The 22,609-nt window shown below is 49.4% G+C and carries 13 protein-coding genes and 2 pseudogenes; 1 reads left to right on the top strand and 14 read right to left on the bottom strand.

Annotation, left to right across the window (positions count from 1 at the left end; translation table 11 throughout):
* Positions 1–33 precede the first annotated feature (33 nt).
* On the bottom strand, positions 34–1,008 hold the full coding sequence (locus ACSFXJ_RS05705) for a LysR family transcriptional regulator (protein ID WP_435924244.1): 975 nt from the start codon (positions 1,006–1,008) through the stop codon (positions 34–36).
* A 143-nt stretch (positions 1,009–1,151) separates the two neighbouring features.
* On the opposite strand from ACSFXJ_RS05705, the gene ACSFXJ_RS05700 reads away from it, so the two are divergent.
* On the top strand, positions 1,152–2,390 hold the full coding sequence (locus ACSFXJ_RS05700) for a peptidase (RefSeq protein ID WP_435924242.1): 1,239 nt from the start codon (positions 1,152–1,154) through the stop codon (positions 2,388–2,390).
* 90 nt (positions 2,391–2,480) lie between these two features.
* On the opposite strand, the gene ACSFXJ_RS05695 is transcribed toward ACSFXJ_RS05700, so the two are convergent.
* The 13 genes and pseudogenes from ACSFXJ_RS05695 to ACSFXJ_RS05635 all read right to left on the bottom strand — a co-directional run bounded on the left by ACSFXJ_RS05695 (position 2,481) and on the right by ACSFXJ_RS05635 (position 22,560).
* Positions 2,481–7,331, bottom strand: coding sequence for a S8 family serine peptidase (locus ACSFXJ_RS05695; RefSeq protein WP_435924241.1), 4,851 nt, complete (start codon positions 7,329–7,331; stop codon positions 2,481–2,483).
* Positions 7,332–7,544: 213 nt separating this feature from the next.
* Positions 7,545–8,714 (bottom strand): annotated as a pseudogene (locus ACSFXJ_RS05690) (right-handed parallel beta-helix repeat-containing protein); the annotation flags it as partial.
* A gap of 96 nt (positions 8,715–8,810) precedes the next feature.
* A pseudogene (locus tag ACSFXJ_RS05685) lies at positions 8,811–9,449 on the bottom strand (LamG-like jellyroll fold domain-containing protein); the annotation flags it as partial.
* A gap of 417 nt (positions 9,450–9,866) precedes the next feature.
* The gene (locus ACSFXJ_RS05680) at positions 9,867–11,102 is read right to left on the bottom strand and encodes a hypothetical protein (RefSeq protein ID WP_435924240.1); all 1,236 of its coding nucleotides are present in this window, start codon (positions 11,100–11,102) and stop codon (positions 9,867–9,869) included.
* A 53-nt stretch (positions 11,103–11,155) separates the two neighbouring features.
* Positions 11,156–11,686 (bottom strand): hypothetical protein, encoded by a 531-nt coding sequence (locus ACSFXJ_RS05675; RefSeq protein ID WP_435924239.1) that lies wholly within the window; start codon positions 11,684–11,686, stop codon positions 11,156–11,158.
* An 18-nt stretch (positions 11,687–11,704) separates the two neighbouring features.
* Positions 11,705–12,793 (bottom strand): hypothetical protein, encoded by a 1,089-nt coding sequence (locus ACSFXJ_RS05670; protein ID WP_435924238.1) that lies wholly within the window; start codon positions 12,791–12,793, stop codon positions 11,705–11,707.
* A 38-nt stretch (positions 12,794–12,831) separates the two neighbouring features.
* Positions 12,832–14,679, bottom strand: coding sequence for an Mbeg1-like protein (locus tag ACSFXJ_RS05665; RefSeq protein WP_435924237.1), 1,848 nt, complete (start codon positions 14,677–14,679; stop codon positions 12,832–12,834).
* Positions 14,680–15,336 (bottom strand): hypothetical protein, encoded by a 657-nt coding sequence (locus ACSFXJ_RS05660; protein ID WP_435924236.1) that lies wholly within the window; start codon positions 15,334–15,336, stop codon positions 14,680–14,682.
* An 82-nt stretch (positions 15,337–15,418) separates the two neighbouring features.
* A complete protein-coding gene (locus ACSFXJ_RS05655) occupies positions 15,419–16,231 on the bottom strand; it encodes a hypothetical protein (protein WP_435924235.1) in 813 nt (270 codons plus the stop codon).
* 18 nt (positions 16,232–16,249) lie between these two features.
* On the bottom strand, positions 16,250–18,757 hold the full coding sequence (locus ACSFXJ_RS05650; protein WP_435924234.1) for an NlpC/P60 family protein: 2,508 nt from the start codon (positions 18,755–18,757) through the stop codon (positions 16,250–16,252).
* A gap of 37 nt (positions 18,758–18,794) precedes the next feature.
* Positions 18,795–21,143, bottom strand: a complete 2,349-nt coding sequence (locus tag ACSFXJ_RS05645) for a VirB4-like conjugal transfer ATPase, CD1110 family (protein WP_435924233.1) — start codon at positions 21,141–21,143, stop codon at positions 18,795–18,797.
* Complete coding sequence (locus tag ACSFXJ_RS05640) at positions 21,088–21,699, bottom strand: PrgI family protein (protein ID WP_435924232.1); 612 nt, start codon at positions 21,697–21,699, stop codon at positions 21,088–21,090. The genes ACSFXJ_RS05645 and ACSFXJ_RS05640 overlap by 56 nt, the downstream gene beginning before the upstream one ends.
* 18 nt (positions 21,700–21,717) lie before the next feature.
* A complete protein-coding gene (locus ACSFXJ_RS05635) occupies positions 21,718–22,560 on the bottom strand; it encodes a type IV secretion system protein (RefSeq protein ID WP_435924231.1) in 843 nt (280 codons plus the stop codon).
* Positions 22,561–22,609 lie beyond the last annotated feature (49 nt).

Below are 22,609 nucleotides of genomic sequence, written 5' to 3'. Positions count from 1 at the left end.
TCCGCAAAATAAGGCCCTTTTATGTCGTTATCATCATACCGCCGAGCCGTTCAGATCCCCGCCGCTTTCGGCAAAGCCTGCATCCTCTGCATGATCCGACGCCTCCGAAGGGCCGACCGACGCCTCCAAAGCCCGGACATAGGCCAGCGCCAGCTCGGAAAGGGTCGCATGTTTGTGGCAAATCCAGCCGACATTGATCGTTTCGTCGCAATCCAGCGGTACCGGAATGATCTCGTTCCCGTTTAAATCGGAGCTCAGCACGCCGGTGGATATCGTATACCCGTTTAGGCCGATAAGCAGGTTAAATAACGTGGCCCGGTCGTTGACCCGGATGCTTTTCGGATGAGACAGCGTACTGAGAATTTCTTCGGCAAAATGAAACGAATTGAACTCCCCTTGTTCAAACGATAAATACGGATATTCCCGGAGCTGATCGATCGTAACGACCGATTGCTTGGCCAGCGGATTTTGAATGCTGATAAAGATGTGCGGCTTGGCCACGAACAAACTGTTGAACTGAAGTCCCGCATCCTTAAGCAGTTTGTTGATTACTTTGGCGTTAAAGTCGTTCAGATACAGAATCCCGATTTCGCTGCGGCGGGACTTTACGTCCTCGATGATCTCATAAGTTTTCGTCTCGCGGAGCGCCAGTTCATATTCCTCCAGGCCGAATTCCCGGACGACATCCACGAAGGCGTTCACGGCAAACGCATAATGCTGCGTCGATACCGAAAAATGCTGCGACGACAGCTTTCCGTACATATACCGGTTTTCCAGCAGTTCCGCCTGTTCCACGACCTGGCGCGCATAGCCCAGAAACTCCGCCCCTTCGTTCGTTAGCGAAATCCCTTTGTTCGTCCGCTCGAAAATCGTGATCCGGATTTCTTCCTCCAAATCGCGGATCGCGTTGGAAAGGCTGGGCTGGGAAATGAACAGCCGTTTGGCCGCCTCGTTCATGGAGCCGCGGCTCGCGACTTCGATGACATATTTGAGTTGCTGCAAAGTCATGGGTTACGCCCCCTTTCGATAAATCGTCACTCTGCACTCTTTTCCCCCATTGTAGGAGGGAGTTTGCGAATTATGCAACCTTTTGCCACATTTTACGTCTGAGAGTGGGAAGAAGAGGAAGAAAACTCACTTGGAGGACTGACATGATGAAGAAAATGACCAAAACGATTGCAACAGCATCCTTGCTCGCGATGACCGCCCTTCCGCTTGCCGCGTTTGCTCAAGACGGACTGCCGTCTTTGCCCGCCCAAGCACCTGCCAAGGCAGCTCAACAAGAGAAAGCGGTTGTGCCCGGGACACTCGGACTTATCACCCATTTCGTGAATGATCACACCGGGAAATTCATTACGGTAAAAGGCCGGGGACTCGCCAAGTCGGATCAAAGCGAAATCGTGCTGAATATCACCAATGATACAAAGATCGTGGACGCGAAAGGACAAAAGGTCGCGCTGAAAACGATCATTGACGAAAAGAAAGCGGTTAAGGCCTTTTACGGCCCGAACATTACGAAAAGCCTGCCAGCCCGCGGGACGGCGTTGACCCTGGTCGTTCAGGATCAATCCTTTGCCGCCATCGACGGGACCGTTTCGGAAATTCGGGATAACGGTATTTTCGTGCAAGGCACCGACATTTCCTCCGGGATCGAAGATAGCATCGTGCTGCATTTTTCGGAGAAAACCGTGCTGCTGGATCAAAACGGAAACAACATTGCCGCGTTCGATATTAAATCCGGCATGACTGTCAGAGCGTTCTATGGCCCTGCCGTCATGATGAGCTTGCCGGCGCAATCGAACGCCAGCTACGTGATGGTGAATACGGAATCGGCCGTTAACGATGAGGCGCCCGGAACGGACGGCGTGATCACGAATATGTCCGATGATCAAATGACGGTCGTTGGGCAGCCGCTGGAGCAAGGCGGAACGAACTATATCATGCTGGCCGTGGACGAAGACACCGAAATCGTGGACGAAAACGGAACGGCCCTGACAAAGGATGCGCTGAAAGCCGACCTCGCGGTGAAGGTGTTCTATTCCAAATTTATGGCTTTGAGTTACCCTCCGCGCTCTCATGCCGAAAAAATCATCGTTCAAACGGCGGAGCTTCCGAAGGTGGAAGGTACCATCGAGGCCTCCGACTTTACCGTGGAAGGACGAGTATATGTGAACGTCGGATCCGACGACTCGAAGAATAATGACGTGATTCTGAACATTTCGGAAGACACCGTCATCCTTCCGGCGCTTGGCGGAGATACGACTTTGAAAGCAGGCATGAAAATCAAGGCCTACCATTCCCCGATCATGACCCGGTCGCTGCCGGGCATGACGAACGCCAAGGTCATCATCGTGACCGCCGACGAAAATGCCTTGACGCTCCCGCAATAAGCGGCGGGCGCCCATCGGGTAAAAATTAAAAGCGCGAGTCGCAGGGAGAGAATTCCCCGCACTCGCGCTTTTCTTCATTTCAGCCATCCATTACTTTGTATTCAATTTATACAACCGGTATACGACGACGGCTGCTTCGGCTCGGGTGGTGAAGCTGCCGGCTTCAAACCGGTTGCCGCTCCGGCCCTGCATGAGTCCGGATTCGGTCACCTTGCCGACCGCTTCCTTCGCCCAGTCCCGGATGCTGTCCGCATCCGCGAATGCGGCCGGTTGTAAGCCCGCATTGTCCTGAGCTCCCGCAAATTTCAGCGCCTTGGACAAGATCACGGCCATTTCGGCCCGCGTGATGTTCTGATTCGGAGCAAAGCGTTGATCCGCATATCCGCTCACAAGTCCATTCGCAACCGCGGCTTGAATCGCATCATTGTACCAGCTGTCGGCGGACACATCGGTGAAGCTGGCTGCCGCCGCGCCGTTCCGATTCAATTCCAGCGCACGAACAAGCAGTGAAACGAACTCCGCCCGGGTCACTTGCTTGCCGGGGGCAAACACATCCGCGCTTTGACCGGTAATGATGTCCTGGGAAGCCAGCACGCCGATTTCGTTGACGGCCCAGCTATAGTTGGCACTGGTCACATCCATGAACGAAATATCCTTCGCCAGGTAGATGTAACGGCCTGAACCGTTCAGGCGGGAAACGAGCTTCCCGTCGATCAGGCGAGTTTTTTGGCGCGTGAGTTTTCCGTCCGCTCCGAGTTCGAACAGGCTGATTTTCTCCCCGTTGACTCCGCTCGCGGCAAGCGCGCTTAATGGAACGGCCAGTTCCCCGGGTTTGCCGAACGTCACGCCAGCCAACGGTTTACCGTCTTTATCCAAAATCTCGAAATCGTAATAGATGCCGAACGGCTTCCATTCGGAGCCGAGCTTCAGGCCGGACAACAGCGTCTTCGTTGCTTCCTCGGTGGCCGGAGTCGCTTGGACGAAGGCCGCTTCCGCCGAGGTGACCGCACCTGCCGGAATTGTTAGCGTCAGTCCGTTCGGTAAAGTAAGCGTCGTAGGCTCATTTGCCTTCAGGGCAGCTTTTACCCCACCAGTAGGTGCAGGTTGTTCCGGTTTTGGAGTCGGTGCCGGATTCGATGAACCGCCACCTCCGCCTGTTCCGCCGCTGCTACCTCCGCCCGGCGATGTGGCTTTCGTCACCGTGATCACGGCTTCCGTCTTCAAGTCTTCGTAGCTGATTTCAACGGTAGTCTGGCCCGGCTTTTTACCGCGAACCGTTCCCTTCGTAACGTTGGCTATGGAAGGATTGGCCGCTTTATACTTCGCATCCTCCGTTACTTCCGTTACCTTTCCGTCCTCATTCTTGTAAGTGACTTTCAGCTTCGCGGACTGTCCGTCCTGGACGGATAAGGATTGCGGCGCAACTTCAAGTGCCGGCTGTTCGAGCACGGTAACTCGTACCTTCTCGCCAATATGAACATCAATTTCATTTCCTTGCGCATCATACAAAGTCGCATTCGTAAGTTCAAATCCGTAATTTCCGGGTTCCGTTCCCGTAAATGCAAATTCCGCTAACGATCCTGTTCCAACATAACCCGGCGTACCGTTCAGCTTGATTAATACTTCATGTCTGCTTATATCCGCATCCTGCTCGTAAACCTGTTCTGTCACTGTCAGGCTCTCACTCGGATTATGCCGTTCTTGGTGTCCCGTTAATTCCGGGCTCTTAGTCAAGGTATCCAATTGTAACTTTTTGCTGTACAACAGGTCAAATTTAGCGGAGTATACCGCATCGGTAACAACTGAGAACCGGATATCAATCGCAAATGGATCGTTTGCTTTAACTTTCAATGGCGCGGAAGGAGCTACTGAATTATCCAATGAAAAATCCAAAGTATGGGCTGGTTCAACCAATCCATTTCCCGCCAAATCATAAATGTAAACTTCAAAATAGTTATTCCCCGGGATAACCGGTACGGTAATCGTGAACCGCCCATCATCGTCAATCGTTCCATCTACTTGTTCAGGAATTCCATCTCCGTTTGCATCAAATAATACTCCAACACCAATCAAGTCGGAAATGGGCACCGGATCGCTTGAAACAAGCAAATCAACTAACAATTCCGCCTCTACTTTTCCGGATACCGTTCCCGTCATATTTTCATAATCTATCTTGATGCCAGGATCATCAAGCTTGGAAACCGGAGCTTCCGTATCGATAATAAAGTACGCGATTTGCTCTTCGAGCGGCAACGCCGAATCCGGGGCGTTGCCAACCCATGGGGCCAGGAAATACAAGCCATCCGGTAATCCGGAACCATCCCAGCCACTAACCCTATAGCTACCCGCACGTACACCCGCGGTTTCCTCCAGCAATGCTCCGATTGGAGTGCCATCCTCGCTATAAACGACTAGGGCAAAGTATTCCGTATATTCATTCACTTTGAACGTAATATCGGAAGTATCGGATTCTCCGTCTCCATTCGGAGAAAAAATGTCAGGGGTCAGCGCCAAATCCGTAACGACATCGATTTGCGGCGCCTCGCCGATATAAAGCGAGATCGGCAGTTGAATCACATGCCCGCTTCCCGTTTCCGTCAGGATCAGCTCGCCTTCATGGTAGATATCCGCAATAGCTGCCGGGACGTCTACCGAGACAACCAGCGATTGCTCTCCGCCGGCCGGTACGGTAATGCTGCTATCCGAGAGGCTGATTCCGATCGCGTTGGAACCTGGCGTATACCATTTCGTTACTGCCGAATACGTTGAATTTTGGCCAACGATATCTTTTACAAGGATGGTCCGGTTAGCCGTTGCGCCAAAATCGACATACCCGAAAGAAACGCTGCCCGTATAATGCTTGGTGGGAGCATTATCTCTTACATGTTCGGTCGTTTCCTCGGTCATGGCTACCGCCTTGGCCTGAATGACTTTATCAAGCGCCACGCGCCCTGCGCCTTGATCCATATGCGTATAACGGTTGCCGCTGCGGTCGCTGAGCTTCACCGTATTGTTCATCAGCAAGGCTTTAATTTCATATTGGTCCAAAATCCCCCCGAATTTCTGTTCCGCCAGTGCGGCGGCACCCGCAACGTGAGGGGCGGCCATGGAGGTGCCGTTTTGGGCCTTATACCAGCCTTCGTATTCCGGGACGCTCGAGTACACGCTTAATCCCGGCGCAGAAATATCCGGTTTGATGTCATAGGAAGGTTTGGACGGCCCGCGCGAACTTAAATCCGCGACCAAGTCCGCCTCGATCGTGGTAGCAAAAGAAACCTTCAGCGAAGGATCGGAGGCCAACGCCGCTTTGACTTGATCACCGTATGCGCCGGAAATCGCATAAACCGGAATCGTCACATTGGCGTCTCCCAACGTACCGCTTTCGATCGTTCCCGGTGCATTGTTATAAACGATCGCGGCCAGCGCACCGGATTTGACGGCATTGGTCGCTTTATCCGCGAAGGAGTATTCGCCCCGCTTGATAAAGGCGATTTTGCCGGTCAAATCTTTGCCCGCATACTCCGCTTCGGAGCCCAAGCCGACATCGACCAATTCATAGGATCCCGTCAAGGTCTCGATGCCTTCGGATTTATCGAAGGTTTCCATAAAGAACTCTTCGGAAAATCCGGAAACGCTCATAATCGGCGTAGTCAACGGAGGTTTGGAAGCCCCCACGGTGATCGCCAGTTCCGAGGTACCCGGGTCGGACACTGTCGCTTCGCCGGGCCCCTCGTTTCCGCTGGACACGACCGCGATGACGCCCGCCGCCATCGCATTGTTGACGGCGACGGAATCCGCGGACCCTTCGTTATTCGTTTCCGAGCCGAGCGAGAGATTGATGACGTCCATGCCGTCTTCTACCGCTTTCTCGATCCCGGCGATCACATCTTCCGAAGACCCGCTGCCATACGGCCCGAGCACCCGGTAAGCGTAAATTTCCGCTTCAGGGGCAACGCCCTTGATACCGGGTTGTCCCCCCGCGCCTACGCCCCGCCCGGCGATGATGCCGGCCACATGGGTACCGTGAGACGTATAATACGGCTTGCCGGTTACCGGATGAAATTCGGGAATGGTCGGATCATTCGCTTTTGCATCCAAAAAATCCTGTTTCGTCGTTTCGTAAGGGATGCTATCGTCATCGACAAAGTCGTAGCCCCAATTCACATTCGGGACCGCCGCATCCAAATCGGGATGATCCTCAGCTACGCCGGTATCGATGACGCCGACCTTGATCCCATTACCGGTCACCTGTGCATTCCACCACGATTCGCTGCCGATAAACGGAACGCTTCCTTCCGGCTGTCCCGGACCGCTTGTCACCGCGGTGGCGTATACCGTATTATTCGGGTAGACGGCCTTCACTCCCGGAATCTGAAGCAAATCCTCTACCTCGTTGGCCGGGATCTTTAACGAATACCCGTTGAAAATGCCGGAGTATTCCCGGCCGAATGTGACGTTCAGCTCGTTAAGAGCAAGTTTTTTGAAATTTTGCTGTTCTTGTTTGAGTTTCAGCTGATGTGAAGCTAATGAGCTTGTAAAAGAACGCGACTTGGATTGAATTTGCCCCGCTTCAAACACCTTAACGGGCGTTGTCTCCAATTCTACGATCACGGAGATCCATTCATCGCTGTCGGATAGAGGGACATAATTCTGCGGTTCTATAGCTGCCTCTGCTTGGGAGTTCTGCTGTTCGAGTGTTATTCCACCGTTCAATGCTGCCGAAGACTTTCTTTGCGGATTCGTGTTCTCTCTCTTCAGAACAGTCCCCTGCTCCAAATGCAGTCCGTCCAAAGATACCTTGTCAGGATCCAGACCGGACACGACTCCAAACGGGCTGCGCCCTGCCTTCGAGCCGGACTCCTCCTGTGCCGCCGCGGCCGGAAGGAGCAAGGAAAACGCCAGCAAAAAACTTAATATTCCTGCGGTAACTCTCCTGCTCAAACCTCTCATCTCCCTATTATTTTTTTGTCATAGAGTCGCTAACTGGTTGAATACAATATGTATTCTATAATTGTGTAAATTATCCTTTGAAATTTTGTAAAAAATATATTTATTTAATAGATATTACATAATAATACAAACGTCGACAAAAACATCCCCCCGCCCCTGAATCGTTTCAGGTTTGCGGGGGGATTACCGCCGATTACACTATTTTTATCTTGCGCCGATGTTTTTCCCGCTTGGCGTTCCTGAGCCGATCAGATCGCTACCTGAAGCTAGCTTGAGGAAATTGCCCAGGTTTGGAGAGCCGTCCGCATTCCGGGTAACGGAAGGCGTCAAGCTAACGAAGTCCTCCGCACTCGCGAGAAGTCCCTTTTCGTTCACGCTCTTGTTGTTTTTCCACCACACGTTGGAACCGGAGACGTCCGTCCCGCTGGTTTTATCGCTGGAACCGCCTTGGAAGGACAGATTGTTCGTAAACACATGCGTTCCCGTATCGAAAGCGAAGTTGCTTTGGCCATTGGCCCAGGATGTGTTGTTCTTCATTTGAATGGAGCCCGGGTTGCTGTTATACGTGAAGCCGTGCTTTTTGTTTTGATATGCGATGCTGTTTTCCACGATATGATTGACCGCGATTTTTTCCCCGCCGAGCTTAAAGCCGTTGCCGTCGCTGTTCGTCGTGGACGTGCCGTCCGAGGTTTGTCCGTTATGATGGGCGATGCTGTTCCGGATCGTGACCGCACCAATCGCTCCGGTGTCCGACTTCGTGTACAAATCCCAGCCGTCGTCCACGTTATAAGCCGCGATGCAGCCGTCAAACACATTGCCCGGGCCGACCGTCAATTTAGCCGCAAAGCCGTCCGCGTCTTCTCCGTTGTCCGGATCATAGTTATCATGGGAATAGGAATTAATGACTTCATTGTAACTTGGCCAATCGGTGTACTGCGCAGAAGATGCATATCGTCCGATCTGGATGCCCGTATCGCGGTTATGATGGACTTCCACCTGCTCGATCCGGTTATAGTTGCCGCCGATGTACAGGCCGTTATCGCCTGCGCCTTTGATTTCAAGCCCTTTGATCAGCCAGTAGTGGCCGAACAGTTGAAGCCCCCGATTCGTGGAGGCAAATGCTTGGGCGGAGAAATCCAGCACCGGCTTTTCGTTGCCGTAAGCGACCAGGTTTTTACGGGCGTTTGCCGTACCGTTGTTGCCTCGTTCAATCGTAATCGCCGAATTGAAGGAATAGGTTCCTCCGCGCATATAAATCGTTTTGCCCGGGGCGATTCTGGCGATGGCGTTGGCAAGCGTCGTTGGACTTTGCAGCGTTCCCGGGTTGCTGGCCGATCCGTTAGGCGCTACAAACAGGTCGCCCTCCGCCGGCGTCGGATCTACCGGGTCCGTCGGATCGGTTGGATCGGTTGGATCTGTCGGATCCGTAGGATCCGTCGGGTTCGTGCCGCCGCCGTCGGTGACGACCACGTTGTCATATTTGGCAACCGTCTTCTGCGTCACGAGACCAACTGCGCCCGCCGTCAAGCTGGAATCCGTCGCTGTTAGCTCAAGCGTGTTGTTCACGTACATTTTCAGCGTGGATCCCGATAGTTCTAACTTCACCTTATACCAGGTTCCGGTGGATAAAGCATAGTTTTTCGTCACCAGCGTGGAAGAGGAGCCACCGACCTTTTTGCGGATTTCCAGCTTGCCGCCGCTGCTATTGTAAAGGGATGCCGCATAATAGTTGTTGCCGTCCTTATAACGGCCCGCAACATAGGTTCGATTCGTCCCGTTGAAATTGTCGATCTTCACGTCGGCTTCTACCGAATAATCGGTCCAGGACGCATTACCGGCCGAGGTCCGGCCTTCGCTGGTGCCCGTTTGAGAATACACTTTGGAACTCCCGTCCGTCGCCACGGACCAAGAGCCTTGCGTTGCGGTCCAGTTCGCGGCATTCCCGCTTTCGAAATTGTCGCTGAAGAGTCCGGCAGCTTTGGCCTGCCCTCCGGGCAGGAACGGGATGACAAGTGCAAAGCTCAAACAAATTGCGGCGATCTTTTTCGAAAAACCATGAATAAGACGTTGTTGACCGATTCCAATTCCTATGGAACTTGTACGGTTCATTGCATTAACCTCCCATTTTTTAATGAAATAAATAAAGCCGCCTGATCCTCCGCCTTCCCAATGCCGGGCCCACCTCCTTTTTCCTGCGAAGGATACTAGCTATGCTAGCCTTTGTAAGCGATTACATCAATAATCATTTTTACATATTATGGTGTTATTTCCTTTGTATAACGCAAAAAAAGCCCATTCCCATTCGGTTGGTTCACAAGGCTTTCGCTAAGTTTGCTAATCGTATACCTTGATCTCGTCATTGCCGCCAAATTTGACGCTTTTTTTATTTTTTTTAAGGTTCGGAGAAATCCGGTAAATACTGTTCCTTAAGAAGAAGCCGCTCCTCTTCGCTAGAATGAAAAGGAACGGCTTTTTCTAAAATCCACACAGTCTTGTTGTTATTCGTATTTTTTCATTTGTCTCCGATCACTGTTTTTTTAATTCAGGGGATTTCATATCCTCGAATGTAATCGTTTGATAGCCGGAATCGATTTTAAAAATCTTCTTCGTCGTCATCTCCCCGCTTTTCAAAATAAATGTATGCGGATATAGGGCGTTTTTCTCATCATGGGTAACCGTATAGGTACCGGATTCGGAAAATCCGTCATAAGAAATGGAATAGGTTTTATCTGCTTTAAAAACATACGTCTGATTCAGTACATTTCCGTCCCGAAGCGGATCGACCGACCCTTTCCAAGTGCCGACAACGCCTTTTTCAACCGCTTTAAGTTCTTCCGCATCAAATAATGGAACCTCGGTAACCTCCCCTTTTGCCCGGTCAGGATCCGTCAAAGACCCGCTAATCGCAACCGGTCCAGCTTTATCAAACGTATCGCGGTACGGAAATGTCGGACTGTCAAACGAATAAGATCCAATTTGGTTTTCATAAATTTTCAAGCTTTCCAAGGTGAAGGTGCTTCCATTCCCGAGGTTCTTCACGTCCATCGTAACCACAAAATGGGAATTGTCTTTGAACTCTATACCAGTGATCGTATAAGAGAACCTCTCTTCTTTAGATGCTGCAGATTCCTCTATATTTTTAATCACGAATCCCTGGTCCTTAAAAACTGCCTCGGTACTCTGATCCGAACTGATCCAGCTACCAGGAAGAATCTGACCGATTACCATTTTATAATCCTCACGTATTTTTCCGTCGGCAACCTGGCCGCTCTCCGAGCCTGACAAGGCCATTTCCCGCGTAGAATAATATGTATGGGAATAGGATTGATTATCCGAAAAAAGAGTTGTTTCTCCGTCTTGCGTCTTTATGGCCAACTTTTTCATCGTTCCAAATTTATCCGTCAGGATGATTTGATCTCCTTCCACCGTGTATTTACCCGGAGCTAGCCATGCGGAAGAAATATAGGTTCCGTTTTCAGAAAAAGTGATTTCATCCTCGTCCGACCTGTCGCTGTACCAGGTGCCCGTTATGTTAAAGTCTCCGATATTGTCAGACTGTTCGACTTCTGAAGATGCGTTCCCTTTATCCGCCTCAAAAGAAGTATTCTCAGCCGCGCTTACCGTCGTCTCGGAGGAAGCCTCACTACGCGCATCATTCATGGGCTTGCCTTTTCCGTTTTGAATAATGGCGACCACAATCAATACGATAACGATGACTGCCGCAGCGGCAGCAATCAGAATAGCTTTCGTGCGATTATACATTATGATTTCCTCCCCCCTTCGTTCATGAGCGACGCTATAGGATTCGTTTGACCTTACTGATTTCCATTTCCAAATACGTCGATATGATCAAAAGTTATTCCTTTGGCTTTAAGAAAAGGAGCTTCTCTATAACGAAGGGTGATCTTTACATTAGGAGTATGCCTTAAATTAATTGAAGAAGTAATCGAGCCCCAATCATAGTCGAACGACGCTTCATCCCCTTCTCCGATACTTTTCTTGATCTGATTCTCCAAAAAATCATCATTGTATTTTTTTATGGAGTAAGCGTAATCCGCCTCACTTATATCTTGCGGCCAGTTCGGCCAGTCATAAAAGTCCGGGCGCGTGAGCTCGATTTCAGTAACGTAATTATGATCAGACAAGAAAACCTCCACGCTCATCTCATACCCGTCAACCGTTTGGGGCTTAAGGTAGTAGCTCCGATTTCCAGGATCATCCTTATCGGATTCGCGATATAATTCAGTTTGAAATAACGATGTTAAATAAAATTCGTCCCTTGTCATTCCGGGATATAATTCAACGCCTTCCCTTAAGGTAAATTTTCCAGTGGATAGGTCAATCATTTGGATATCCTCCTTTTTTTATCTTTCCAAATTTGCGCTTAATTTCCGGGCAACCTCTTTCCCCGGCCCCCCAATCGACCTTATCAGATCTTTCTGTAAACCGGATAAGGAAGACAGCTTCTTGAATTTTTCCATCCGATCGGCCATGGAGGCCGGCTTCCGGTTTTTTTCCATTTCTAGCATGCCGATCTCTTTATTCACTTTCGTAAAACAATGAAGTTGATAGACAAAAGACAATTCGTCAACATTGATGCTTTTCTTATCCTGTTTATCCAAATCTCCTTCTACCTTTTTCATCAAGCCTTCGAACGTACCGTCTATTTCCTTCTCCAGGCTTCCGATAACCTGCCTGTCTTCAATTTTATTATTTAAGTATCTATTCAGCTCGTCATAAGAAGGGGCATGTATTCTTCCGACCGTCCCTATGCTTAGTTGGATATCCTCAATATATGTGTTAATACGCTTATCGACTTTTTGCAATTGTTTTTCGCAAAATTCCCTGATGGCCACATCTTGCGTATCGCTCGCAATCCTCGACAAAACGTCCCGGCTTTTCAAATAACAAAACAAATTACGCTTCAAAAGATGCTGGGTATGCCTCGTTTGAATTTCATTCCACTGCTCTTTGCTAATTGTCGTATCGACCAATTCTTCGCCGCCATGATCTCTAAGACCAATTTTCTCTTTCGCATCTTTATCGTAGCCGGCAACGTAGATTTGAACGAAATTGCCTTCCCCGTATTCCTGATTGGCTAATGTTTTTTCACCATAGGCTGCTACGATATCATTCTCAAGAATCGTAAATGAAACCTTTGATCTATATACGATCTCGTCCGTTTTCGGATTTCTCCAGGGAGCCACCTGCAGCCCCTCGCTTAACTCTACCGCGGATACCTTTCCGTTCTTTTTAAGGCTTTCATAGACTTCAAGGGTCGTAAAGTAACCGGAGCTTGAGGGCTCCAATTTGACCAACACGGTCCCGGCCTTAATCACTTTATCTTCATAACGATCCATGCCCGGAAAACTATCGTATCCCTGCCAGGCTACAGCCTCCTTACTTGGACTTTCACTATACTGATATACGCCATCCACCAACCGATAACCCAACCTGAGTTGCACCTCCGGTACTATGATAGGTCCGTACTTCATCTTTCCAGATTTGTGTTTTTATTCAGGGTTACGACATGCGGTTTTCCGATCTCCTCGATGGCCTTCATGATTTCTCGTCGTCTATTAATCAGCGGCGCCAACCTTTTCGTTAATTCCATCCTCGCGGTTAAGGAAGAAGTCCGGCTGCCCGTTGCATCCAATTTCTCGATTTCCTTACTGACTTGATAAAAATCATTCAGATGAAATACCTTTTCGAAGCTATCGTTATTCTTGCGTTGAATGAGTGTATCCAGTTCATCTATCTGTTTTAGGCAAAAATCCTTGACAGCTCCGTCTTTCGTTTCGTAAGCCAATGCAGTCAAATCGTTCCGACACTTTTGGTAACTAAATAATTCTTTGTTCATGTTCAGATCACTATTGCTCTGGCTCTTATCTTCGAGACTGACCGTTTCATTTCGCATGCCTTCGATCACATGATTGCCGAAATCACTAACCTCTTGAATCACATTGTCTTTAAACCGGTCAATCGCCTCTATCATTGATTTTACCGCATTTTCAAGAGACGACTTGTAACTTCCGATCTCTTTAATGAGGGATTCCATGGCTGCTTTTAATTGCTCGGCTATAGCCGAAAAAGCCTCCCCAAATTGCGTTCCGAGCTCTTTAAATTTCTCCGACGCCGCAGCCATCGTTTTATCGAGCCATTCCCCGAACTGTTCGGCTTTTTCGATCGCGTAATCTTTAAGCTCGTTTAAGTTTCTCCAGGAAGAGCGCAGTAAATCATCCGCAAAAATATAAGGGAAAATCACCGTTCCCGTTGCGGCAGCGGCCAATTCTGCATATCTTCCGCCCTTCTCGTTTATTTTGGAAAAGGCCAGATTATCCAGCTGGCTTATCGCCATAATCACGCTAAAAAGGGATTGACCCAAACTTTCTTTGGAGGAACCCTGGTTTCCCTTCTCCAGAAATCCCAGCAGTCCGTCGAACGTGTACCTCCGGAACGGTTCTTTCATCGTAGCGCTCGCAAAGACGGAAAATTCATGAATAAATCTCGGTATAATTCCTTGGTTCGTCTCTTCGTTCAATATACCGTGCTCATTCAGGACAATGTTTGGCTTGTGGTAATAAAATAGATCCAAGGGATTGCGGGGATGGCTGGTCTTAATATACCTGATGGTGCTTGCAATCGGAATCAGCAAGCTGTTAACCGGGTCATTGCCGGCTGAAATGGAGGTAATTTTGTGTTGATTAGCTGCGATGCGGTCCTTGAATTTATCCATGAATTCTTGCGAAAATCCTTGTCCGTCCAAGGAAACCACCCGCTTCACTTTATCCGATAAGATCCCGACGTACTGGGCCTTGTTTCCTCCTTTGGAGTGACCGGTTACCGTAAGGTTGTCGTAGGGAAGGCTTTCGATATAGTCAAGTGCGCGCTTTTGCATTTCGGTGTCCGATAAGTAGCCGCCCGTGCCGTTGTCATGCCATTCGAGATCGCCGGAGGTGCCTCGGAACACGACGACGGCTTCTTCCGTCTCCAAATCGACAAAGGTTGCTGTACGAGCCCCGGCTTCCAGCGGGGTTTTCCGATCTGCATCAAGAACGATCCTTCCGCTTTGATCATAAACATAACCGGAATCTCCGTATTGTACGGTTAAATTGGTTAGCTGCGGATCCTGTTCAATAGCTTTCAGAATATCAATCCATTCTGTTCTGGACATGGAGCCGGGGTATTTATCCGTTTTCTGGTCTTTGCTTAAATCCAAATCCTTCTCTATTAAATCACGCACTATTTCGCCAACGGATATATCATTTCGATTAGCGACATTTTTTAAATAGATTAAATTATCGAGGAGAATTAACTGGCTGTCATTAAGCGCTGCCACCTAGCTCCCCTCCCCGTATTTCTTCACTTCAAGTTCCTGTGTGACCCTAATAATCTGGCGATGACGAGGGTATAGTTCTTTCCTTTCGTCAGGTGTCGCATTCAATGCATTGAGTTTCACAGCATCGAACTTGTCGTCAAACACAACATAAACCCGGACATTGCCCACCATCTTATGTTCCTTCATTTTTTCCGCGATTCTTCTGATCCCTTCCTCATCATCGATTCCCTTCGTAGAGGATTCGTTCACAAAAATGACGGTGCTCGAACCGAACAGTTGATCTTTCGAGTGAATATCTTCAATCTTTGTATTCTTATTTAACTCATCCGACCAAACGCCCTCGCTGAAGCTCGTAAACAGCTTGAAATCCCGATAAACTTCAGCTACAAATCTCCGTAAAAGCGCCTCATACTTCGGTTTAATATAAATTCCAAAGTAACCGTCACTGAACTCGTATCCATTTTTCGTACGGGATCCCCGAATCTCAAATCGATCCTCCTGAGTCCCGTTCTTCGGATAAGCCCACAGCGTATCGAAGCTGTAGGCGTATCCGCCGGATTCGAAGGCGATTGGCAGAAATTCTTCCCCATACTTTTCTTCAAGGAACGTTAGCATTTTATCTTTTATCGCTTCCGGATCCTTCTTTTTCCACCACATGCAATGCTCACCCCCATGTTTTGTCGGTCTATGAAACATTATATTAGTAATTATTGTACACTTCGACGGATTCTCCTGCCTCCTACTCCGTAGCACTGATCTTTATAAAGTTTCCTTGGAGGGGAGCATATCCGCTGCTAATTGCGTATGAGCCCTCTCGATCCTTTTGGATCGACATATCCGCCGTGTACGTATAGTTATCGTCTAGCCTGGTGATCTCCAAATTCACATGAAAACCGAGCTCATAGTACTTGGAATCACTTTGGGTGACTTCGACGATCTTATATGAATAATACTGCGTTAAATCATCCCGAACCTTTCCGTCCTTGTCCTTAAATTGATGAGCAATTTGGTCTTCCGTAATAGAAAGCACCTGCGGCTGGTACTCGCTTTCCCAATCCCCCAGGGTCATTTCCTTAACCACTTCCTCCAGTTCCCCTAAAGGCAGCTCCTCCGGTTTTTGCGCCTCCTGGCTTTGCTTGGCCAGCTGCTCGCTCTGGAAATACGTATGGGATAAAGGCTCATTCTCGTAAAATAACACCTTCCCGCCTTCTCCGTCTTTTAGGGTTAATTCCTTCGTTGTCCCGAAAGGGTCCGTTAACGAGACCAAATCCCCCTCGACGATGTACTTGCCGGAGGTGAGCCACCCGGTTGAAGAGTAGCTCCCGTCCTCGGAAAGGGTAAGAATATCGTTATCCTCTCGATCGCTGTACCATGTACCTGCCACCTTTGCATTTTGGGCATTGCCGGCTTCGCTTACCTTTGTGGTATCCGGCGTCGCGCTTGCATTCTCGGCGGCCTGATCCTTCCCTTTGGGAATAAATACGGCAAGCAGCACAATGACAAGTACTACGGCTGCCGCGGCTATCCAAATCAATTTCTTGTTTTGCAGCATTGTTGACCTCCTGGACAATTATTTCAGTCTCCCGAACACCGGATTAAACTTCTGCCAGTATGGAGTGTGAAAAGAAGTATATTGGATCGGGTCGCCCGCATGCAGCATTTGCCCGTTGCCGACATAAATGCCGACATGGGTGATCGGGTTGGGACTATCGTACGTATGATGGAAAAAGACAAGATCTCCGGGCTGTGCCTCGCTCTCGCTGATTTTGACCGTTTGGTTATAGATGCCCTGCGCGGTCGTTCTTGGTAAATTCCGTGTTCCGGAATGCGTAAATACCCAACAAATGAAGCCGGAGCAATCGAAGGTCGGCGGAGCGGAACCGCCCCATACGTAAGGCAGGCCGATAAATTGCTCCGCATACGTAATAAGATTGGTGGCCCCTTCGTCAGTCATTCCTTGTCCGGCCGACGCGCCTTCCAGGTAGAACTGAGGGTTTAACGTGTACCCCTTTTTCTTGTATTCAATATGGAGATGGTTCCCCGTACTGCTGCCCGTAGTTCCGACGTAACCGACCACCTCGCCCTTTTTCAAGGTTTGGCCTTCCGAAACGGCAACGCTGCTCATGTGAGCATAAAGAACTTCACGTTCTCCCCAGGTAATGACCGCGTAATTGCCGAATCCATCGGCATCGTATGCTACCGTCGAAACCTTGCCGTACAATACGTTGTTGATTGGGGTGCCTCCCGGCATCGCAATATCGGCTCCGTTATGCTCGGCCAGCTTTCCGGAAATCGGATGCACACGCCAGCCAAAACGGGATGAGTACCCCCAGGTTTTGTCCGGAAACGGGTTACCCAGTTCCTTTTTAACGGTATAAACCCCGACGGTTTGCAGCGCCTCCATTCGGGTCTGTTCATCTTCCGTAAGCAATTCATCCATGTTTTCGGTCAAATACGTTTGAAAGCTCTTCATTTCGAGCCTGATGTCCATATGCCAGATCGTTTCCGTATGCGTGTTTCCGTCATCATCTGTGACTGAAACTTTTTCCGACCACTTTTCTTTCTTGAGCTGATAAAGCTTTTTATGCAATTCCTCGACTTCGGATTGGACATTCGTCCCCCCGAATATGCCGTATATTAATTTATTGAATGCATAGTCATTGTATTTCGTATCAAAGAACAGCAAAATCAGGTCCGCGTCCGTTTCAATCCGAAGGCTGGCCGGATCCACTTCGTAGCCGTTCAGGTAGTAGTGAAATTCATCGATCCCTTTATTCTCCTTGGGAACATCCTGCAGTTCCTTCTCCAGCTTCGCATCCAGCTCGGTAACGTATTTGTAAGTCTTGGTAAGCTCCTCGTCCTCGCTTTTTAACGAAATCGTCGGAATAATGGAGGAAATCGCCGAGGCGACGCTCATGACAAGCGCAGCGATGAGAACAATGGCGATAATTAACCCTGCGGCCTTGATGAGCACGGGACTCGCCATGGCCTTCCTGGCGACGGCCGCGACATACCTGGCCGCCTGCTGCAATTGAATCGCGGCCTTTTGAGCCATCCTGGCCGTGCCTTTAATTCCTTTACCGACCGCCTTTGCGGACCGTCTTGCGGTAGTCACCGTTCGCTTGGTCGTTAATATGGCGTCCCTGGTTTTGGTTACGGCCTGAAGGCCAAGATCCTCGGAGCCTTCAAATTCCTGCATGCCTCGCATCGTTTCCAGCTTAATCACTTTGCCCACCGAGGCTGTGCCTGCGGATACGGCGCCGGCTCCGCGTTTTAACCCCAGCAGCTTCGCTTCCTTGACCGATATATTCCCGGCCTGGACATCCTTGGCCAGCTGCTTGGTATATCTCGCAAGCCGATATGTCCCGCCTGCCATGCTTCTGCCGGACTTCAGCGTATATTTTCCTGCCCTGTACCCGTATCTGGAGGCGAGCCTCCGGGTTCTCCCGGCAACCCCCTGGTCATCATCCACGATGGTGGACTGCATCTCCCTGGCCAAGCCTCTACCCGCGGATTTGGCGGAATGAATAATCCCTCTTGCCTCCTGGGATCCGGCGATTTGATGACTATTCAGTTCGAAAGCCGTCATGTTCAGCATTTTCTTGGCAACCGTCTCCCCGAAGGCATCGTTGACGAAGGTGGTGTGAATACCGCTTTTATCCGAATTCACCAGCATATGAGCCATTCCGGCAACCGTTGCTGAGCCTGCGGCTCCGCCGATCACATCTCCCCGGTTACGGTCTTCCCTCTCTCGGGATCTCTCCGCCGAATACGTCTTGGAGCCCGGAGATGAACCGTCCGAGCGGTATCGCTGCCCTCCCTGGCTTACGGACTGGTTTGGACTCTGTTCAGGCGTTGGCTGCTGCTGTGCATAGTTTTTGTAGCTCCGATTTCCGTTTGTTCTATTGACCTGGCCGGAGTCCGCAGCCGTTTTCCTTCCTTCGGAATAATCGCGGCTTTTGATCAGATTATCTTTCACGGAATGATCCAAAGAGGTGCGAACGGATTCCTTATGAATACCGGTCTTGTCATTACGTATGGCTTGGTTGTGGTCAACCACCCTGTATGCCTTATTCATATCCTATCCCCCCTCTGGATGACATGGTGGGTTTCAATCAAACCTCTACTTTTTCCCTGCTGCCGGTCACATCCGTGACTTCCTCAATCTTCGTCGTCATCATTCGGTAAAGCTGTGTATCCCTCGGGAACTTGTCGATGAAAGGAATAATGCTCTTTCCGGCAAACAGCAGCCCGTGCCCGGCTTCACTATTCGTTACATAAGATAGCTGCTTATTGCTGATATTCAGCAAGCCGGCCAATTCCATCCGGTCAGAGGTTGCCTGGTTCAGCATCATAATAAAATCACTATTTGATAGCATGCGGCGCGCGAGATCGGAAAGAAGCAGCGTCTCCACGTTCTGGGTAATTCCCGTCGGGATCGCCCCCCACTTTCTTGCTCTTGACCATAATTCGAAGAAATAGTTCGCGCAATATTCGTTGACGAGAAGAAGCTGAAACTCATCGATATAAATCCATGTTCTTTTGCCGATCGCACGGTTTTGGGTAATCCGGTTCCAGACCTGGTCCAATACGATCAACATCCCCATTGTCCGAAGCTGCTTGCCGAGATCCCGGATATCGTATACGACAAGGCGCTTTTGGGTATCGACGTTGGTCGGATGAGAGAACACGGATAGTGTCCCGTTGATATACAGTTCTAGCGATAAAGCCAAACTTTGGGCTTCCTGTTCGGGCTGCATCAGCAGCACCTGGTAAAAATCCTTCAAAGTCGGCACAGGGTTTTTGGCGGGATTCATGAAGTGGGGTTGATATGTAAGTTTACACGCCCGGTCAATGACCGTCTTTTGGGCGGCCGTCAAACCTTGTTTACCGCCGACAAGCAATTCGCATAGGGACAATACGAATTCGGATTTCAGCAGGATCGGATCATCCTCGTCCGCATAATCCATCGTGATATCCAGCGGGTTGATATGCGCTTTGCTGCCTGCGGAAATATGGATAATTTCACCGTCAAAACCTTGCGCCAGCGAAGTATATTCCCGCTCGGGATCGATGATGAGCACCTCGGAGTTCGGATCGTTTAGCAGGACGTTCACCATTTCCCGCTTGGCGGCGAAGGATTTGCCGCTTCCCGGTGTTCCGAGAATTACGCCGTTCGGCGCCTTGAGCGTCTTGCGGTCAAAAAAGATCAGGTTCCGCGACATCGCATTCAAGCCGTAGTACATCCCGCCGTTCTGGAAAAGCTCCTGTGTCGTAAACGGCACGAAAATCGCGGTGCTGGCCGTAGTCAACGTGCGCTCGATCTCCACATGATTACGCCCGACCGGCATCACGCTGTTCATCGCTTCACGCTGCAAATAATCGAGCCTCGACATTTTGCAATTGTTTTTCCGGGCCGTGGCCATGATTTGATAGACATTATCGTTCAGATCGTCGGCATCTTCGGCAAACGTATATACGGTAAGCGTTACCTTGAACATCCGCTGATTTTTGTTTTGCAAATCGTCAAGCAATTCCTCGGCTTCATTCAAGCTGTACCTTAACTCGTAAGGAATCATGTCCACGTCATAACCGGCTTTGAGCGCCTTCTTCTGCTCATCTATTTTTTGTTGTTCCATAAAGCTGATTTTTTGTTTGACAAGGGCAAAAGCTTTATCTTGCTCCACGCTCTTGATGTGCATCGTGATCGTCATGTCGATCGGAAGGTCCGAGAGTTCGGAGATCAGTTTATCAGATAAGTCGGGAGGCAAGTCTTTCAGGTAGAGCACCTGGCCCGTAAACTTCCCGAATTCGAATGTATCCTTTTCCGAAAAGTTAAAGCTGTCCGGCGCAATCGCATCCTTTGTCGTCAGACTGCTTTCTACAAGATAGTCGTAAGTAAAGGTAAAACGTTCATCCGGCCTGAATTGATTGTGCAGCAGTTCCAGCCGCTCCAATCCGGACAAAGTATGAGTGTCGCAGCCCAAGGCTTTAAAATGACCGACCAAGTCGGTCTCGAGTCTGGCCAAGATCGGTATAGCTGCGTGATACGTAGTTGCGTACGTGGAGAAGGTCAAATATTTTTCCCGCAAAATGCTGTTCTGCCCCTCCAACGCTTTTTCCCCTAGCATGTCGTTCATTTCCCTGCGATAATCGTCCAGTGCGTCGTTCACAAGCGGGGAGAACATGTTTTGTTGAAAAGCTTCTCTATCAATACGCCGATTTAAAATCGTGATCTGCAGCATGACCGAGGGATCGCAATAGTTCAAAGCTTCGCAGTAGCGGCTAAAAATATCCACCTGCTCTTCACGTTTCGCCGTTTGATAGTTGATGTCCGAAAATTTAAACGTCTTGCTGTAAAAACCTTCCGTAATTTCGCAAATCCCGTCCTCGAACATTCTTTTGTATTTAATTTGCTGTTGTACCGATTTGGGGGCCGCTTCCTTTTTTAGCCTCTTTCGCAATTCTGCGTTTTGTTGCTCTGTAGTCCTGTCGAGCTTTCTTAATTTTTCGGATTGCTGCTTTGCTCTTTGCTTTGCGGCTTGCTTTTGTAACCGTAAAGACTTCGCACTCTCTTGCGGAGTTGTTTCGTTTTTGTTCTTTTCGGGTTGGTTTTGGCCCGCCGTTTCCTGCGGCTTCTTCTTTTTCAAAAATCCAAGCATATTTCGATTTCCTTTCCGATTCCTTATTGGGGTCAGGGACTTTGTCAATGAGAAGCTCCGTTTGATACAGCAGCTTGTTTCTTCCCGTCTTGTGGCGTAAAAACAGAGCGAAATATTTTTCGAACGGGAATCCGTTCTTCTTCACGAAACCGATGGCCATCAGGGGAATCGATTCGATAATGATTACATAACTTGCCGCGTCCATAGACAGATAGAATACTTTCGTTAAAAGCAAATAAGAACCGACAGCCAAGACGATAGCGGCACTGAAACAAATGAGCTGCCGGATCGACATGCCAAACAGAATTTTTTCCTTGTACTCCGTAATTTCCTTGGGTATTCTGACTTCGATCGCCAAGCTTGCATCCTCCCATCCTTACATGGCGTTAGATATGGCTTTCGCCCATCTGCCTGTAGACATCACGGCCATAATGAGAACAATTGAATATCCCAGGACGCCAATCAGGCTTCCCCATAATTCCAGGGCTCCTTCCTTGCCGGTCGTCATTCCGTTGAACAAGGCCGGTAGGAAGGACAGGACAAGAAATATAAGAGTCCCTTGCAAACACACGGCCGCAAATGACTTTAAAAAGCTCTTTCCGATTTGGGACATTTCTTCGTTCGGCAGTGTGGCAATCGGAATCGGGGATATGGCGAAATAGACGAACAGCTCGATAAATCTGGCGGTAATGATGACATACGAAATAGTTATGGCCACCAGCACGACCAAAAAGATAATCATGCAGACAATGAGCGTTACCAGCTGTTTCCAGAATCCCAGCTCATCGATGACCGGTTCCAATGCGGCCGTATCAATGCCTCCGCTAGGATTGCTTTTGTCGACAACCCCGGCAATTCCCTTGGTGAGAAGCGTGGTCGCATCATAGATCGCATTCATGATCAGGGACACACTGTCTACGGCAAGCTTGCAAAGCACCATCCGGAACAGCACGCGGAACACAATTTCCGCTCCGAGATTGTTGGCGCTTCCTCCCATTCCGTCCGTTCGAATACTCGCCTTGTACAGCTCAAGGACAAAGAATAGAGCAAGCACCGTATAGGCAACCGGTTTGACGACAATGTTCATAATATCAACGCAAAAGCTGTAGAGTGTTGGCATAAAGGCTTCCAGCGTTCCGGTAAGCTTCGAATTGTCCGATGCAACACCCAACAGCAAATCATTAATCCATTTCAGGACTTCCAATATGGCATCCGTCAATTCGTATCAACTCCTCAGGTATGAAAAAAGGGGCGGCTAGCACCATGCA

Origin of the sequence: Paenibacillus salivarius (genome assembly GCF_051307165.1) — a bacterium.
Lineage (GTDB): Bacteria > Bacillota > Bacilli > Paenibacillales > Paenibacillaceae > Fontibacillus.
The sequence above is the reverse complement of the archived record's forward strand: the minus strand, read 5'-3'. Positions and strand labels throughout refer to the sequence as shown.